At 40.3% G+C, this 16,244-nt stretch carries 14 protein-coding genes and 1 tRNA gene; 8 read left to right on the top strand and 7 right to left on the bottom strand.

All coding sequences use genetic code 11. The features are described 5' to 3' along the window. Positions 1-62 precede the first annotated feature (62 nt). From ESV85_RS06055 to sucC, 3 genes are all read right to left on the bottom strand, one after another. On the bottom strand, positions 63-1,277 hold the full coding sequence (locus ESV85_RS06055) for a site-specific integrase (protein ID WP_146915730.1): 1,215 nt from the start codon (positions 1,275-1,277) through the stop codon (positions 63-65). 382 nt (positions 1,278-1,659) lie between these two features. Continuing rightward, positions 1,660-1,733 (bottom strand) — tRNA-Arg (locus ESV85_RS06060). Between the two features lie 38 nt (positions 1,734-1,771). Further along, entirely contained in the window at positions 1,772-2,986 is a 1,215-nt protein-coding gene (gene sucC / locus ESV85_RS06065; RefSeq protein ID WP_146915732.1) for an ADP-forming succinate--CoA ligase subunit beta, read from the bottom strand. A 231-nt stretch (positions 2,987-3,217) separates the two neighbouring features. Between sucC and ESV85_RS06070 the strand changes: the two genes are divergently transcribed. Beyond that, entirely contained in the window at positions 3,218-3,868 is a 651-nt protein-coding gene (locus tag ESV85_RS06070) for an ABC transporter ATP-binding protein (RefSeq protein ID WP_146915734.1), read from the top strand. Between the two features lie 289 nt (positions 3,869-4,157). Here ESV85_RS06070 and ESV85_RS06075 read toward each other — a convergent pair whose 3' ends face one another. Continuing rightward, positions 4,158-4,607 (bottom strand): peroxiredoxin, encoded by a 450-nt coding sequence (locus tag ESV85_RS06075; RefSeq protein WP_146915736.1) that lies wholly within the window; start codon positions 4,605-4,607, stop codon positions 4,158-4,160. A 143-nt stretch (positions 4,608-4,750) separates the two neighbouring features. Between ESV85_RS06075 and ESV85_RS06080 the strand changes: the two genes are divergently transcribed. The 5 genes from ESV85_RS06080 to ESV85_RS06100 all read left to right on the top strand — a co-directional run bounded on the left by ESV85_RS06080 (position 4,751) and on the right by ESV85_RS06100 (position 9,213). Beyond that, the gene (locus tag ESV85_RS06080) at positions 4,751-5,563 is read left to right on the top strand and encodes a DMT family transporter (protein ID WP_146916134.1); all 813 of its coding nucleotides are present in this window, start codon (positions 4,751-4,753) and stop codon (positions 5,561-5,563) included. Between the two features lie 56 nt (positions 5,564-5,619). Continuing rightward, positions 5,620-7,116, top strand: coding sequence for a nicotinate phosphoribosyltransferase (locus ESV85_RS06085; protein WP_146915738.1), 1,497 nt, complete (start codon positions 5,620-5,622; stop codon positions 7,114-7,116). Further along, the gene (gene pncA / locus ESV85_RS06090) at positions 7,094-7,732 is read left to right on the top strand and encodes a bifunctional nicotinamidase/pyrazinamidase (protein WP_146915740.1); all 639 of its coding nucleotides are present in this window, start codon (positions 7,094-7,096) and stop codon (positions 7,730-7,732) included. The genes ESV85_RS06085 and pncA overlap by 23 nt, the downstream gene beginning before the upstream one ends. A 2-nt stretch (positions 7,733-7,734) precedes the next feature. Continuing rightward, positions 7,735-8,250, top strand: a complete 516-nt coding sequence (locus tag ESV85_RS06095) for an acyl-CoA thioesterase (protein ID WP_146915742.1) — start codon at positions 7,735-7,737, stop codon at positions 8,248-8,250. Positions 8,251-8,625: 375 nt separating this feature from the next. Next, entirely contained in the window at positions 8,626-9,213 is a 588-nt protein-coding gene (locus ESV85_RS06100; protein ID WP_146915744.1) for a hypothetical protein, read from the top strand. 603 nt (positions 9,214-9,816) lie between these two features. Here ESV85_RS06100 and ESV85_RS06105 read toward each other — a convergent pair. Further along, positions 9,817-11,055, bottom strand: a complete 1,239-nt coding sequence (locus tag ESV85_RS06105) for an ADP-ribosylglycohydrolase family protein (protein WP_146915746.1) — start codon at positions 11,053-11,055, stop codon at positions 9,817-9,819. Further along, a complete protein-coding gene (locus ESV85_RS06110) occupies positions 11,052-12,017 on the bottom strand; it encodes a phosphotransferase (protein ID WP_146915748.1) in 966 nt (321 codons plus the stop codon). Before ESV85_RS06110 ends, ESV85_RS06105 begins: the two co-directional genes overlap by 4 nt. Positions 12,018-12,188: 171 nt before the next feature. On the opposite strand from ESV85_RS06110, the gene ESV85_RS06115 reads away from it, so the two are divergent. Next, a complete protein-coding gene (locus tag ESV85_RS06115; protein ID WP_146915750.1) occupies positions 12,189-13,346 on the top strand; it encodes an acyl-CoA dehydrogenase family protein in 1,158 nt (385 codons plus the stop codon). Positions 13,347-13,648: 302 nt separating this feature from the next. After that, positions 13,649-15,331 carry an AMP-binding protein gene (locus ESV85_RS06120; protein ID WP_146915752.1) on the top strand — a complete coding sequence of 561 codons (1,683 nt, stop codon included), beginning with the start codon at positions 13,649-13,651 and terminating at the stop codon, positions 15,329-15,331. Between the two features lie 510 nt (positions 15,332-15,841). Here ESV85_RS06120 and ESV85_RS06125 read toward each other — a convergent pair. Next, complete coding sequence (locus tag ESV85_RS06125) at positions 15,842-16,228, bottom strand: hypothetical protein (protein ID WP_146915754.1); 387 nt, start codon at positions 16,226-16,228, stop codon at positions 15,842-15,844. Between the last annotated feature and the right edge of the window lie 16 nt (positions 16,229-16,244).

Consider the following 16,244-nt stretch of genomic DNA (forward strand, 5'->3'; position numbering starts at 1 on the left):
TTCAATTTAAGATTCATTTACGAGTTTGAGTCTCTTCGTTAAAAAAGAAGGTAGTCTCGATTTCAATGTAATTTTTCCCGGAGAGCCTTCATATCAAAACTGATCTTCGTATCCAGGATTTTGGCATAATGCTGAGTTTGCGTTATGGATTTGTGTCCTAGCATTTTCGATACTGTTTCGATAGGTACTCCATTACCTAATGTAATGGTCGTAGCAAAAGTATGGCGAGCAATATGAAAAGTTAGGGGCTTATTGATGCCACAGACATCTGCTATTTCCTTTAAATAGGAATTCATTTTCTGATTACTTAGTACAGGTAGTACATGCTTCCCACTAATACACATCTCATGTGTTTTGTACTTATAAATTAGTTGAAGTGCTTTAGGGAGAAGTGGTAATCGAGTGGGAGAATTCGTTTTTTGGCGATGAGTATGAATCCAGAGTTCTCCATCAATTCCATTAACTATCTGATTTTTCCCCAAATTTTTAACATCAATGTATGCGAGGCCTGTATAACAACTGAAGAGAAAAATATCACGAACATGATTCAAACGGTCTGTAACGAAGATTTTTTCAGAAATTTTTTGGATTTCTTCCACTGTCAGAATTGATCTGATTACTTCCTTTTTTACCATTTTGAATTGGAGAAATGGATTTCTGATTAACCATCCATTTTTCACGCAAATCAATACGATCTTTTTGAAATTGGTCAGATATTTCAGCGTAGTATTATGATTACAGTTTTTGACTGTCTTTAACCAGAAAGAGAAAGAGGAAATAAAATCGTAATCCAAAAGCTGTATATCCATATCTTCCTTATTATATTTCCAGCGAATAAAGCATAATGTATGATCTAAAGTTGTAAGATAGCGTTGCAATGTAGCGGGGGTATATTCTTTGCCAATCAGGGATTTTACTTGACTATTATGATCATGAAAAATCTCAATAATCATCCTCTTCTTTTCGCCGATCCCTAATAAAAAGTTTTTAATGGCTTCGGAAGAGACTTCTCTATCTGTATCGATCAGGTGCTTTTTAGCCTGTAAGGCTTTAAAATAAAGTGTTTCAAGATAAGCGTTGAGGGTTTTGCTGTCCTGATTATTGCCCTCAGCTCTCCCGGCAGCCGCATTCCATCGTGAAGTCTTCCATAATCTCTTAGTAGAGAGTTCTTTGGATGCTCTATCGACAGTGATCCGAAGGTAGATATACCTTTCGCCATTTTGATTTTTTTTGGATTGTTTCAAAAAGAAGAACAATCCGAAGCTTTTTTCTAACATGATTAGTTTAGTTAGGTGAAATAAATGTCGGAATACAAGCTCTAAATCGCAAGAGGTTCACATATTGAACATGTTGGTAATCAATTGACTAAGTTCTTTCAAATGCGTCTTTTTTTTCGAGTAGGTGAACTACACGATTGACGCAATGGAATTACAGGTAATTATGAAGATTTTGGGGGTATTGATCATAAAAAAAACCTGTAAAGAATTTCTTTACAGGTTTTTTATGAAGTTGTTGATATTAACCGATTGGATAGTTAATGTCTTATTTTTCAGTCTTTTAAATCAATATTGTCTTTGATTTTTCTGATATTATCACTTGAATTGTTCCTTTTCAAGGATCTGATTATAGTATGCCCTAGACCGAAATCTAGGGCTTTTGTGCACTCGGAAGGATTCGAACCCTCAACCCTCAGAGCCGAAATCTGATATTCTATCCAGTTGAACTACGAGTGCATGATGTATTGAGGATTGCTCCTCAATACACTTATAAATTATGCTTCGAGTACAGCCTGTACTTTGTCAGCAGCTTCTTTCAAAGTGATTGCAGAGAATACTTTCAATCCTGAATCATCAATGATTTTAGCTCCTTCTGCAGCATTGGTTCCTTGTAATCTTACGATGATAGGAACTCTGATGTCTCCGATAGTTTTGTAAGCTTCTACCACACCGCTAGCGATTCTGTCGCATCTTACGATACCACCGAATACGTTAATCAAGATAGCTTTTACATTAGGATCCTGAAGGATGATTCTGAAACCAGCCTCTACAGTAGTAGCATTTGCCCCTCCACCCACGTCAAGGAAGTTAGCAGGTTCGCCACCTACCAATTTGATCATATCCATAGTCGCCATTGCAAGACCAGCGCCATTCACCATGCAACCTACGTTTCCGTCAAGTTTCACATAGTTTAGACCTGATTCTCCAGCTTCTACTTCTAATGGATCTTCTTCAGCCACATCTCTCAATGCTGCCAAAGCTTTTTGTCTGTAGAGTGCATTGTCATCGATGTTCACTTTAGCATCTACTGCCAAGATCTTATCATCAGACGTTTTCAATACTGGGTTGATTTCAAACTGAGAAGAATCAGTTCCTTCGTATGCATTGTAAAGAGCAGTGATGAATTTCACCATTTCTTTGAAAGCATTACCAGATAGACCAAGAGCAAAAGCTACTTTTCTAGCTTGAAAAGGCTGAAGACCAACTTTAGGGTCGATCCACTCTTTCATGATTTTCTCAGGAGAGTTTTCCGCAACTTCCTCGATGTCCATTCCACCTTCGGTAGAGGCCATGATTACGTTGCTACCTGTAGCTCTGTCCAATAGGATAGATAGGTAATATTCTTTTGGCTCGGAAGCACCTGGATAATACACATCCTCAGCTACCAAAACCTTATTTACAACTTTTCCTTCTGGGCCAGTCTGGTGAGTTACCAATGTACCACCAAGGATATTTTTAGCCTTTTCAGCTACGTCTTCCAATTTCTTGGCTAGAACCACACCGTTAGAACCTGTCTCATTGACTTTGCCTTTTCCACGACCACCTGCGTGAATCTGAGCTTTGATCACAAACCAGCTAGTACCAGTTTGCTCGTTCAACTTAACCGCTGCTGCATGAGCTGCTTCAGGTGTGTCGGCGACTATACCTTCCTGAATACGGACTCCGTAACCTTTTAATACTTCTTTAGCCTGATATTCGTGAATATTCATGTGTGTATGATTTTTTTCTCAAATGTCACATGGAATCTCGCATGGCTGGGGGTACTACCCCTGTGACTTTTCAGTCATGCTAGATTTCATCCTTTGGAAATTTTTGCCCGAAGTTAAGCCCTTAGACTCGATAAATCAAACCTGACTTTTTCCTTTTTTGATAAAAAAAGCCGTTAATTCCCTGCTGAGAAAGGCATTTGTCCTATTTTTGAACTGATTAAAAATGTTAGCATGCTGAAAGCCAATGGAATCCATAAATCCTATGGAAGCCTACAAGTACTAAAAGGTGTAGATCTAGAAATTTCAACTTCGGAAATTGTTTCTATTGTCGGTTCCTCTGGAGCAGGGAAAAGCACTTTACTTCATATTCTAGGAACTTTGGATCATCCGGATCAGGGTACACTTGAGATGGATGGAAAAATGCTCCTCAATCTAAAAGGGGAGGAGTTGGCTAAATTCAGAAATGAGCGGATTGGTTTTATTTTTCAATTTCATAACCTGCTTCCGGAATTTACTGCTCAGGAAAATATTATGATTCCAGGCTTGATCGGTCAGGCTTCGACGGAGTCGTTAACCAAAAAATCAGGGGAACTCGCAGAATTGCTAGGTATTTCCCATCGCTTGGATCACAAGCCTTCCACACTTTCAGGTGGAGAGCAGCAACGTGTAGCTGTGGCTAGGGCTTTGATTAATAGCCCCGCGGTGGTATTTGCTGATGAGCCCAGTGGAAACTTGGATACTCAAAATGCCAAAGGACTTCATGAATTGTTTTTCACCCTTCGCAAAGAACTGGGTCAAGCGTTCGTGATCGTAACTCATAATGAAGAGTTAGCTGCCATGGCTGATAGAAAAGTTGTGATGCAGGATGGCTTGATTCTTTGAAGACGTTAGATTTTAGACACAAGATATTAGATGAGGAAGGGTAGTTTGAGAAAGAGAGAAAATAGATAGGAGATTTTTCCCATTTTAACTTAAGTCTTTAGACCTCCCTGAAGTAGTCAGGGTTTTACTTCTGTCAGGCTGAGCGGAGTCGAAGCCTAATATAGTCCTATGCTATTTGAAAATTAACCTTGAACTGACCCTTCGATCCCGTACAGCCGTCGGGACGCTCAGGGTGACAAATAAATGGTTATAAAACGTTGCGCTGCCGCGCCGCTGCGAGCATTAGAACCTACTTCTGCAGACTCTTCAGCATTGCGTCGATATGTCCCTTGGACTCAAACATGTCAGAAAATGCAGCTGCAATCTTATGATCTTTATCAATGAGGTAAGTAATACGCTTGGGCATTTTGATCAGCGGGATAAGCGCGTCATAAGATTTGCATACTTTACCTGAAGGATCAGAAAGTAAATCAAAAGGGAGCTTATGTTCTTTCTTGAATCTATTGTGAGTTTCTATATCGTCCTTACTTATACCAAAGACAGGGATATCCAGATTCCGAAAAGCTTCAAATTGATCTCTGAATTCACAAGCCTCGGCTGTACATACCTTTGTGAAATCCTTCGGATAGATATAAAGTACAAATGCTTTGCCTTTCAACTCCTTGGTAGAATCGATTGATTTAGCGCCCGTAGATTTTAAATTAAATTCCGGTGCAGTTGCTCCTTTTTTCAATGCCATAGATAGTAGAACTCAAGTGGCGTAGAATGGTTCGTAAGGGATTTTGTTTTTGTGAAATATTTTTGAACTATTGCGCAAGCAAATTCCTTAGAAAAATATCACTTTGAAAACCTACTATTTTGAAGATTAACAGTGTCCAGTCCATGCTTTTGGCTGGTATATTTTTCGCTCTGATGAATGTCTCTGTCAAGTACATTCCGCATATACCCGCCATAGAAATCATTGTATTCAGATCTGTTTTTTCTTTGGTATTCAGTTATTTAGTGCTTAAAAAGCAAAAGATAAATGTCTTTGGGAATAATAAGAAATGGCTGATTATCCGTGGAGTTGTGGGCTCTATAGGTTTGATTTCCTTCTTCTACACGCTACAAAATATACCGCTAGCCAGCGCAGTGACCATCCAATATTTGTCACCCATATTCACCACAGTATTTGGCGTTTTCTTACTGAAAGAAAAAGTAAAGCCCATTCAGTTCTTATTCTTTACCATTTCTTTTGCCGGAGTTCTGGTGATTCAAGGAGTTGATGCGAGAGTAGATACCTTCTGGGCAGTGGTAGGGATTATCTCCGCGATATTTTCAGGCTTAGCATATAATGTCATCCGCAAGTTGAAGAACACCGAGCATCCCTTGGTGATCATTTTCTATTTTCCCTTAGTGACTTTACCATTTGCGTTGATAGTTTCTGCTTTTGGGTGGGTGAATCCAGTGGGTTGGGATTGGGCGATCTTGCTTTTCATAGGTATATGCACGCAGACAGCGCAGTATTTCTTGACCATTGCTTACCAAAATGCCAACGTGTCTAAAGTGGCAAGCCTTACCTATATAGGGATTGTGTACGCATTGATATTCGGTTTCTTCTTCTTTGAGGAGACTTTCAATGCACTGGCTTACGTGGGCATGGGGCTTGTTTTACTTGGGATTTTACTGAATATGCGGGTAAAGCAAGTTTCGTAAATGAATTGGACATGAAGGGAATGAGGGTTATTTTTGAATCAAGCTAAAAACGAAAAATGAAAATCACTAAAGACCTATACCAAGGCTCTCTCGCGCTTCTGACAGATTTTTATCAGCTAACCATGGCTTACGCGTACTGGAAGTCTGGCAAGGCAGAGCAGGAAGCAGTGTTCAATCTTTTCTTTCGTAAGCATCCCTTTCAGGGAGGATTTACCATTGCTGCCGGCTTGGATTATATCGTCGATTACTGCAGCAACTTCAAGTTTAGCGAGGAAGATTTGAGCTATCTGGCTACGATGAAAGGTAAGGATGATCAGGTTTTATTTGAAACTGGTTTTCTGGATTACCTCAGAAAAATGAAATTCAGCTGTGATATAGATGCCGTAGAAGAAGGAACTGTAGTATTTCCTAATACTCCTTTGGTGCGGGTGAAAGGGCCCTTGATCCAATGTCAATTATTGGAAACCCCACTTTTGAATATCATCAACTTTCAAAGTCTAATCGCTACTAAGGCTGCACGAATCAATCTGGCAGCTCAGGGTGAACCAGTGTTGGAATTCGGCTTACGCCGTGCCCAGGGAATTGACGGGGGCTTGGCGGCCTCCAGAGCAGCTTATATCGGAGGATGTGCATCCACTAGCAATGTGATGGCAGGGAAACTCTTTGGAATACCTGTCTCTGGTACGCATGCTCATAGCTGGATTATGTCATTCGAGACAGAGATGGAAGCTTTTGAGGCCTACGCAGATGCTTTTCCAAATCAATCCATTTTCCTAGTCGATACCTATGACACAGTGAATGGAATAAAGAATGCCATCAAAGTAGGAAATGCTTTGCGAAGCAAGGGAAAAGAAATGGTAGGAATCCGAATAGATTCCGGTGACTTGGCCTATTTCAGTAATGTAGCGCGCGAAATGCTCGATGAAGCAGGTTTTCCTGATGCTAAAATCGTAGCGTCAAATGATCTGGATGAGCATATTATTACTTCGTTGAAAGGGCAGGAAGCCTCTATCAATGTGTGGGGTGTAGGGACGAAATTAGTAACGGCTTTTGATCAGCCAGCGCTTGGAGGTGTGTACAAACTATCCGCTATCCGTGATGAAAAAGGGAATTGGGTTCCTAAAATCAAACTTTCTCAGCAGTCCTTGAAGATTAATATCCCGGGACTACATACGGTAAAGCGCTTCTTTTCTAAGGGAAAGGCAGTCGCTGATATGATTTATCTTGAGGGGCAGGAGTTGAACCCACAGGCAGCATTGATTATAGATCCGAATGATCCGACCAGGAGAAAGCGTATGATGCCTGCATTTTATCAGGAAGAAATATTATTGAAACCCATCTTCATCAAAGGCAAGCTGATGTATAAGCTACCGACAATCAGTCAGATCAGAGATAGAGTGCAAAGTCAGCTGGAATCCCTGGATAAGACACATAAGAGATTGGTGAATCCGCATTTGTATCCTATCGGTTTGGAAGAAAATCTGCATCAATTGCGGATGGAATTGGTGATGAAAGCAAAACAAATTGACAATGGCAATGAATCTGAAAAATAGTGCACTACTCATCGTAGATGTGCAAAATGACTTTTTACCAGGAGGGGGGGCTTTGGCTGTAACTCGAGGAGATGAAGTGATTCCTGTAATCAATGCGTTGCAGGAGAAATTCAATTTTATAGTCGCTACTCAGGATTTTCACCCAGAAGACCACGGAAGTTTTGCTGTAAATCACGAAGGAAAAAAAGTAGGTGATACAATCGAACTAAATGGTTTATCACAGTTTTTATGGCCCGTTCACTGCGTACAGGGATCAGAAGGAGCAGAGTTTCATGAGGAATTGAATCCTCTCAGATGGACAGCAATTTTCCAAAAAGGAACAAATCCCGAAGTAGATTCTTACTCGGGCTTCTTCGATAATGCCCGAAGAGAAGATACTGGGCTTGGAGATTTCCTACAAAACGAAGGAATAATGAATGTATTTGTGACTGGACTTGCTCAGGATTACTGTGTGAAATTCACCGCATTGGATTCAGTGAGTTTAGGATTCAAAACTTACCTGATCATGGATGCTACCAAAGCTGTGAATGTACATGCTGTTGATGGTGATAAAGCTTTGGAAGAAATGAAAAAAGCAGGAGTGATATTAATAGAAAGTACAGTTATACTAGCTTAATCATGTTTGAATATAACCCAGAGAAACATTACCCGAAGGAAACAGAAAGTAGAGTCTTGATCAGATTTCAGGATTGTGATCCTCTTAGACATCTGAACAACGCGAAGTACTTCGATTATTTTTTCAATGCAAGGGAAGATCAAGTACCTAAGCTATATGGAGTGGAGATGATGGATTTCATCAAAAAATACCAAGCGGCTTGGGTGATCTATAACCATAACATTTCCTATGTAAAGCCAGCCATGGTGGGCGAGTGGGTTCGGATCAAGAGCCGGATCATTTGGCATAATGATAATACGGTGATTTTAGAATATTACATGACTGATGATTCTGAGACACAATTGAAAACGCTCTTGTGGACAACCATGCGCTATGTGACATTGTCCGAAGGGAAATCCACGAATCATGCCGGAGCAGTCAATGAGTTTCTCGCCGCGACTTCAATGAACCTAGATATTGCTGGTATAGAGATAAAACAACGGGTGAAAGCACTTTCCCAAGAGTTGAAAAAGGGTTGACCTAAATCAAATTTATGTATCTCACCGAACAAGACCTGTACACGACCGTACAGGTTTTTGTTTTTTAAATTATTTAATTTCAGGCACTTACAATTATTTTAAAAATTAATTTTCTCTAACATATGTAATAAAGTGTAACCTACATTTTTTTTAAATACCTACTAAACTGTTCGGGTGCAATACAATTTTAAGGTAAAGCGATCATTATTAGAACAGGTTGGATTAATTAACAGGTGTTACAAGCAAATTATATTTTGTGCTACTGTTAATTTTTGTAAAGTAATAAAGCCTTCAAAATGCCTCAGAAAGGCCTGTCTGGCACAGTTGGTACATGGTTCGCAACAGGGTGAAGCATAACTCTAAACCAACAATGTTATGAAAACTTTATTCACACTCGCACTAGCTGGACTTTTAGCAACCAGTACTTTTGCAGCCAATGGGCCAGAAGATTTGAAAGAAATGTCAACCGTGCACGCTGTCTACAAAAAAATAGATGTGCACCTTAAAGAAGGTGTCGGCAAAGCAAAAATTGCCATTTATGATATGGCTGGCAAAAGACTGCACAGACGTTCTGTAAAAGTAAATAAGGATCTACGTGTTCCTTATGATTTGAACGAGCTTCCTTGTGGGAAGTATGAAGTGATTATTACTACTGAAGATGAGGAAGTTTCTTATACTGTAGAAACGGTGGAAAAGGTTGATCCAGCTCCTGTAGTGTACCCTCTGATGGCCTATGGTAAAAAAGTAAATGATTTCACCATTAATCTAGTAGTAATAGGCTTAGAAGAAGCCGGTGTAGATGTTAAAATTAGAAGAGTCAATGATAACCGACTTGTCCATGAGGAAATGGTAGATCAACCAGAAGGTTTCCGAAAAGATTATATACTTAACGGAATTAATGCTGAGGATGTCTATTTCGAAGTAACTGACGTAAAAGGAAGAACTCGCAAGATTTACATTTGAATTCTAAACCAACCTCTTGCGCTAGAACCCTGGATCGAAAGATTTGGGTTTTTTTTGTTAGAAATTTTTAAACCACATAGACACATAGATAAACATAGAGATGGTGTTATTTATAGGTGGTCAATTCTCAATTTGAGCTTTGTTCTCTTTGTTTCTTTAGGGTTAAAAAAAACTAACACAAAAAGCATATAGAGAACAAAGGAAATGAAGTTCCTATTGAAGTGTAATCGTACCATTTTAAAGCTATGAAAATCTATGATTCTAAGTGGTTAACTATTTTTACTTCAAAGGAAATAGAAAAACATAGAGATGGTGTTATTTATGGGTGGTCAATTCTCAATTTGAGCTTTGTTCTCTTTGTTTCTTTAGGGTTAAAAAAAACTAACACAAAAAGCATATAGAGAACAAAGGAAATGAAGTTCCTATTGAAGTGTAATCGTACCATTTTGAAGCTATGAATATCTATGATTCTAAGTGGTTAACTGTTTTTACTTCAAAGGAAATAGAAAAACATAGAGATGGTGTTATTTATAGGTGGTCAATTCTAATTTTGAGCTTTGTTCTCTTTGTTCTCTTTGTTTCTTTGCGGTGAAAAAAGTCTTATCATTTCCCTAACATGTGCCCCGTCAACTCGTTGGCGATTTGCTCCAGATCTGTTCCAAGCAACTCTTTATTGACCCGTAGCACTTTTTCCCGCTCCAGTTTTGGTAGATTTTCAAATCCGTAATAAGCACCTAAAATCCCGCCGGCTACAGCAGCAGTAGTATCATTATCTCTTCCGTAATTCACCAAAAAAGTAAGGGTTCCCATGAAATTAAAGTCTGAATAAATCATTGCTGTAAGCGTCTGAAGCCAGATTTCACCTGCATGAAAAGGCATATCCTGTAATCTTCCATCAAGTTGGGCAAAAGCAAATTGAAGCGCTTTGCTATCTGGGTGTAGTTGATTTCCCAAGCTGTCTTGCTTAGCCGCCTCATCTGAAATCCATAGTGCATTTTTAAGGATATTGTGAGCTGTGCGACCTACCAAACGACTCTCAAAGTAATGCTCCGGATCCAAACGCAAGGAGGCGAGTAAATCTTCCTTGGTAGCTCCTTGCTTCATTCCTGCCGCGGTCATGGCAGCAGAGAGGGCGGAAATATCCTTTGCATAGCCCAAATCATAAAATGAAAGCTTGTAGGCTTCCGCGTATGCTTTTTCAGGATTTCCAGGAAAAAAGGAACCTAGTGTGGGAGAATATAGTAATCCAGCGCAAACCATCTCTCCTCCATAGAATTTACCCAAGGAATCGGCATATCCGATCAGGTTATTATCTATAAATGGTTGACTTACCTTCGCCCATTCTTGAAGCCATCCCATCTTGAGCGTTACTGCTTCAAAAGGTTCAGGATCAGTACTTTTTATATCCTTAAACTCTCCAGTATATGATTCGTATCTACTGAGTATTTGCTTCGCAAAATCCTTAGCGTTCAACTCATCCCTTTTTTGCGTAAGTAGGTAATTGGAAGTTAAAACTTTCCAGCGTGTATCGTCCGTCGTTCCTCCTGCTGGTAGGTTTGCTATCCAAATTCCTTCCGGAGATACTTCTCTGACCATCGAGTCCAGGCTTTCTACAAATCCATATTCCAGACTGATTGCCTCTCTTGACCACATCTCCGTGGGAGCTCCCATCGCATCACCAATGGCCGAACCCACGAGCATGCCAAGTATTTTGTCATGCAATTGTTTTTCAGTCAGCCCCATTTCGGCTATTTCTTGATCAGAAAACTGAATGGGGGATTCCTTTTTGCCGCAGGCGCCAAGTAGAGAAAGGAAAAGTACTAGCAGACAAAGGTTTTTCATTGAGGCAAAATAAAGTTTCTGGCTTTTTCCATAAGTGATTTCTTTTCCGCTAGAGAAAGTGAAAGCGGTAGCTGAGCTATACCTATGAGTCTTCGCATAATTTCCATGCCTCGGTAGGCATTCACCAAGTCTTCAGCATAGCTATGTTGATACAGCTGCAAAAAGGTTTTCTGATAACTTTCATCCATTCTAGCTAGATCAAAATGTGCGAAAAGAACTCCAAGGTCGTATTCACTATCACCCATATAAGCAAATTCGGTGTCGATGATTTTGACCCCATTCTCAGTTTTGAGCCAAGAGGCTGGGTAAAAATCCCCATGTAATAAGGTGGTGCCAAGCGCTAAATATCGCTTTCCTAGTAACTCTAAGGCGTGTTTTAAGTCAATGTCTGTCTTGTACTTAGAACTGATTTTCTGTAAACCGGGCTGCACAGTATCTAGGTCAAATCCATTTTCTTCCAAAAATGGAAAACGAATAAGATGCTCATGGTTTAGCTTTTTCATTTCCATATTATCTGGAAAATTGCTTACCTCAAGTGAATGCAATGCATTCAAATACCGGCTGATAGAATAGAAATCACTGTCTTCCCACTTGTAATTTTTTTCATAAATGTTATTGAAGTTAATTCCATTTCCCAAATCCTCTATGAGTAAAATGTGATGCTCAGCATTATAAAGAATTACTTTGGGGCTATAGGGACTGAGAACATCGTCATCTTCTATAAGCTGGTAGTAGCAAAGTTCAATTTCAACTCTATCTACCGGAGCTGATATCTGTGGGAATTTCTGGACGTAAGGTTTGGATTGCTTAAGGATAACTGATCTTATGTTTGTGTTTACACGTAAAACTAGATTCATGTTACTTTCCCCTGCAGATTCTACGGAAAGCAACTTTTCATCTTTCCCCCAAAGTGGGAGCGAATGTAGCATCTCTAAGCTGGAATGCTCATTAAGGTCAATCATATTGATGTGTTTGGGTAATTAGAAGTATCGAAACTATAATAAAGTTTTTAGAGACGGGCACGTTTTGTTAAAAGTTGAAAAATCAGTGCTAAATGGTCTTTTAGAAGACAAGTGCAAGCCCGATTTAAAAATCCCTATTTTTGAATTGAATTAAACCCTAAAATAAAAAACATGTTTGGACTACCCCGAACTCTTTTCACAGAAGAACACGATCTTTTCAGAGTCAGCGTAAGAGATTTTATTGCCAAGGAAATCACGCCCTACAATTCTCAATGGGAGAAGGATAAGATGGTGTCCAGAGAAAGTTGGCTTAAACTTGGAGAAAACGGGTTTTTGGGAATACAGGCTCCTGAGCATTTAGGAGGAATGAATATTCAAGATTTCAGATACAATGCTATCTTTATTGAAGAGCTTGGACTGAGTGGATGCTCCGCTCCGGCGATCGGATACCCGCTTCACAATGATATTGTGATACCGTACATTTTGCATTTCGGAACAGAGCATGCCTTGGAAAAGTATATTCCCAAGATGATCGCTGGCGAATACATAGGAGCTGTGGCTATGACCGAACCTGGAGCTGGCAGCGACCTGCAAGGGATCAGTACTAGTGCGATAGATCAGGGAGATCATTACTTAGTCAATGGAAGTAAAACATTTATTACTAATGGCTATCTATCTGATGTAGTGGTGGTCGCGGTGAAAACAGACCCCAAAAAAGGTGCAAAAGGAATCAGCTTACTTTTGCTTGATAATAGCATGGAGGGATATACTAAAGGACTTCCATTTGATAAAGTAGGACTGCATGCCCAAGATACCTGTGAGTTATTTTTTGAGGATGTGAAAGTCCCTAAAGAGAATTTGCTTGGTAAAGAAGGAGAGGGGTTCAAATACCTCATGACTGAGCTGGCACAGGAGCGATTGGTGGTATCTCTGGCAGCGGTAGCTTTGGGAGAATATATGCTTCAGGAGACCATAAAATATGTAAAAGAAAGAAGGGCTTTTAATCAGGCTATTTCCGAATTTCAAAACACGCGCTTCAAATTGGCGGAGATGTGCGCCGCACTAGAGCAGGGAAGGATTTACTGCGATTACTTAGTGCAGCTTCACAATGACGGAAAGCTGGACTCCGCTATGGCTTCAGCAGCCAAGTACAATATGACCGAATTGCAATGTAAAGTAGCAGATGAGTGTGTGCAGTTGCATGGAGGATATGGCTATATGTGGGATTACGGTGTAGCCAGAGCCTATGCAGACGCCAGAGTTCAGCGAATATATGCAGGCACCAATGAAATAATGAAAGAGTTGATCGCAAGAAAAATCCTGAAATAGCTGAGAAATCTTTTGACCTAAGCCAAGTTTTTGATTAATTCAATAAAAATAGTTTATGATTATCCGCATTTATGCTAGAATGGTCTCGGCAAGCCCGTCTGTCACCAGACAGGCTCGACCACCGAAACTTTGATGGAGAGTTGGGAGAGTAAGGAATTGCGGCGTCGCCGCAATTCCTTACTCTCCCTCAACCGTGACTCAATCCGGTCACCGAGCTTGCCGAGGTGAGCCATAGTTTGGTTCGTTGCTGGCATCATTGCAGATTATTATAAATATAAATACACCCAACAATAACTCATATCATGAAGGATTTCCCCTGGTTTAAGCATTACCCGGAGTCTGTGCCCAAGGAAGTAGATTTTACTGCCTATACTAGTGTTGCAGAGCTTTTTGACGAAAGTGTAAAGAAATACGGTGATGCTGTGGCTTATGAATGCATGGGCAAAACCATGACATTTAATAAGTTGAACAAGCTCAGTGAGGATTTTGCCTGCTACCTGACTCAGGTGTTGCGATTGAAAAAAGGAACTCGAGTTGCCATTCAGATGCCAAATACTCTTCAGTATCCGGTGGCGATGTTTGGAGCGATTCGCGCAGGAATGATCGTGGTCAATACCAACCCGCTCTATACTTCTTCGGAAATGAAGCATCAGTTCAAAGACTCCGGAGCTGAATTGATCATCATCGTAGCTAATTTTGCTGACAACCTGGAGAAAATCCTCGATGAAATCCCAGCAAAGCATGTGATCGTAACCGAACTAGGCGATTTGCTTGGAGGAGTCAAAGGCACAATTGTCAATCTGGTGGTGAAATACTTCAAGAAGATGGTGCCAGCTTTCTCTATTCCAAAGGCTGTTTCTTTCAAATCAGCCTTGGCTCAAGGAGCAAATCATAAGTTCAAATCGGTAGACCTCACGTTGGAGGATACCGCATTTCTTCAATATACCGGGGGAACGACGGGAGTATCTAAAGGAGCTGAATTGACTCATGGAAATATAGTAGCAAACATGCAGCAGATTTCTGCCTGGATGAAGCCGAAGTTGAAAGAAAGGGAAGAGATTGTCGTTACAGCCTTGCCATTGTATCACATATTCGCGCTGACGGTAAACTGTCTAGCCATGCTCAAAATCGGTGCACACAATCTGCTGATTACCAATCCCCGTGATATGCCAGCCTTTTGTAAGGACCTTTCAAAAAAGAAGTTTACGGTATTTACCGGCGTAAATACCCTTTTCAATGGTCTTCTGAATCAGGAGTCATTTAGAGCATTGGATTTTAGTAGTTTGAAAATATCCGTAGGTGGAGGGATGGCTGTGCAAAAAGCCACTGCTGAAAAATGGCTGGCGGTGACAGGTACACCTTTGGCCGAAGGCTATGGCCTCACCGAAACCTCACCTGTAGCTTCCTGCAATCCCATAGATGGCACAGAAAGAAACGGCACTATTGGCATCCCACTTCCCAACACAGAATTCAAGATCATAGATGACGAGGGAAATACCCTCCCCACAGGTGAACGTGGAGAAATATGTATCAAAGGTCCTCAGGTAATGAAAGGCTATTGGCAAAAGCCGAAAGAAACAGCGGAGGTGATGCTGGGCGAATGGTTCAAATCAGGTGATATCGGTGTCATGGATGACGATGGCTTTACCAAGATTGTGGATAGAAAGAAGGAAATGATTCTGGTATCCGGTTTCAACGTATACCCCAATGAAGTGGAGGATGTGATCGCTTCTTATCCTGGAGTGTTGGAAGTAGGCGTGATAGGCATTCCTGATGTCAAGTCCACCGAGCGCGTAGTAGCCTATGTGGTAGTAAGAGATAAGTCCATCACCCAAGAGCAAATCATCTCCTATTGCCACGAATCCTTGACCAATTACAAATGTCCAAAGGAAGTACACTTCACCGATGAACTTCCAAAATCCAATGTCGGCAAGATCCTAAGAAGAAAGATCAAAGAGGCGCATATGGAGAAAATGGGGAAGTGATCAGTTTGGAGTAAACAGTTTTTAGTCCCCCGCTAGGTGTATAACCTGCGTTGGTCAAAGCGTAGATTTTATCTACGCTTTTTTATTATCAAGGATTTGCAATCCTAATTCTAAATGTTCAACCCCTTCGGGGTTGCCATTTCAACTCTAATTCTGGCTATCCACGGGTTGCACCCGCGGTTACGCCACGGCGCACAGGTATTGAAAAGTTGGACCACTCCGTGCTCGTGCGTGTGAAATTAAAACTAAAAGCATGACCCCGAACGGGGTCAAACCATTAATAGCCATGGGTGAAACCCATGGTTTGCAACCATTCCAATATGATTCCACGACCCTGTCTGCAACATGCAGGCCCGAAGGTGGTTGAATAATGAATGATCATCTTTACTCCTGAATCTTAGCACTCTGTCATCCAAATTCTAAGGGTTTTGGATGATACTTGACGCTGGTTCAAGTATTCGATTGAAAGCAAAAAAAAAATCGAAACGTAGCGTTTCGATTTTCTGAGAGTTATTTTTTCTTCGATTTTTTCTTTTTCAGAGCTGATTTTTTCTTAGCCTTTTTTTCCTTCAGCTTCTTTTGGGCTTTTTCTTTTTTGGCTTTCGCCTTTTTCTTTTTTTCAGCTTTTTTCTTTGCTTTTTTCGCCTTTTCCCTTTTCTTCTCTTTTTCTTGAGTCTTGTCACTCATTTTCTTTAATTCTTTAAGATTCTTTTTGTTCGATTTTTTAGTATCCTTATCTGATTTATCTCCGATTTTATCTTTTCCATTTGTAATAAGAATATCACTCTTCGATTCTATATCAGTAGTATCAATAGTAACTTTTGCAGTAGAAGTTGCAACTTCAGTTTCTGTATTCTTTTCCTGATTAAAATTTTTGGACTTTTGGCTTTCTTCCATTTCAACTGCTTGATTT

It is taken from the genome of Algoriphagus aquimarinus, from assembly GCF_007997215.1.
In the GTDB taxonomy this organism is placed as follows: Bacteria; Bacteroidota; Bacteroidia; order Cytophagales; family Cyclobacteriaceae; genus Algoriphagus; species Algoriphagus aquimarinus_A.

Excerpts from the sequence above, each read along its gene's own strand:
- ESV85_RS06080 (WP_146916134.1), top strand. The coding sequence starts at position 4,751 with ATGCTTTTGGCTGGTATATTTTTCGCTCTGATGAATGTCTCTGTCAAG.
- sucC (WP_146915732.1), bottom strand. The coding sequence starts at position 2,986 with ATGAATATTCACGAATATCAGGCTAAAGAAGTATTAAAAGGTTACGGA.
- ESV85_RS06115 (WP_146915750.1), top strand. The coding sequence starts at position 12,189 with ATGTTTGGACTACCCCGAACTCTTTTCACAGAAGAACACGATCTTTTC.
- ESV85_RS06085 (WP_146915738.1), top strand. The coding sequence starts at position 5,620 with ATGAAAATCACTAAAGACCTATACCAAGGCTCTCTCGCGCTTCTGACA.
- ESV85_RS06095 (WP_146915742.1), top strand. The coding sequence starts at position 7,735 with ATGTTTGAATATAACCCAGAGAAACATTACCCGAAGGAAACAGAAAGT.
- ESV85_RS06125 (WP_146915754.1), bottom strand. The coding sequence starts at position 16,228 with ATGGAAGAAAGCCAAAAGTCCAAAAATTTTAATCAGGAAAAGAATACA.
- ESV85_RS06070 (WP_146915734.1), top strand. The coding sequence starts at position 3,218 with ATGCTGAAAGCCAATGGAATCCATAAATCCTATGGAAGCCTACAAGTA.
- ESV85_RS06075 (WP_146915736.1), bottom strand. The coding sequence starts at position 4,607 with ATGGCATTGAAAAAAGGAGCAACTGCACCGGAATTTAATTTAAAATCT.
- ESV85_RS06110 (WP_146915748.1), bottom strand. The coding sequence starts at position 12,017 with ATGATTGACCTTAATGAGCATTCCAGCTTAGAGATGCTACATTCGCTC.
- pncA (WP_146915740.1), top strand. The coding sequence starts at position 7,094 with ATGGCAATGAATCTGAAAAATAGTGCACTACTCATCGTAGATGTGCAA.
- ESV85_RS06055 (WP_146915730.1), bottom strand. The coding sequence starts at position 1,277 with ATGTTAGAAAAAAGCTTCGGATTGTTCTTCTTTTTGAAACAATCCAAA.
- ESV85_RS06105 (WP_146915746.1), bottom strand. The coding sequence starts at position 11,055 with ATGAAAAACCTTTGTCTGCTAGTACTTTTCCTTTCTCTACTTGGCGCC.
- ESV85_RS06120 (WP_146915752.1), top strand. The coding sequence starts at position 13,649 with ATGAAGGATTTCCCCTGGTTTAAGCATTACCCGGAGTCTGTGCCCAAG.
- ESV85_RS06100 (WP_146915744.1), top strand. The coding sequence starts at position 8,626 with ATGAAAACTTTATTCACACTCGCACTAGCTGGACTTTTAGCAACCAGT.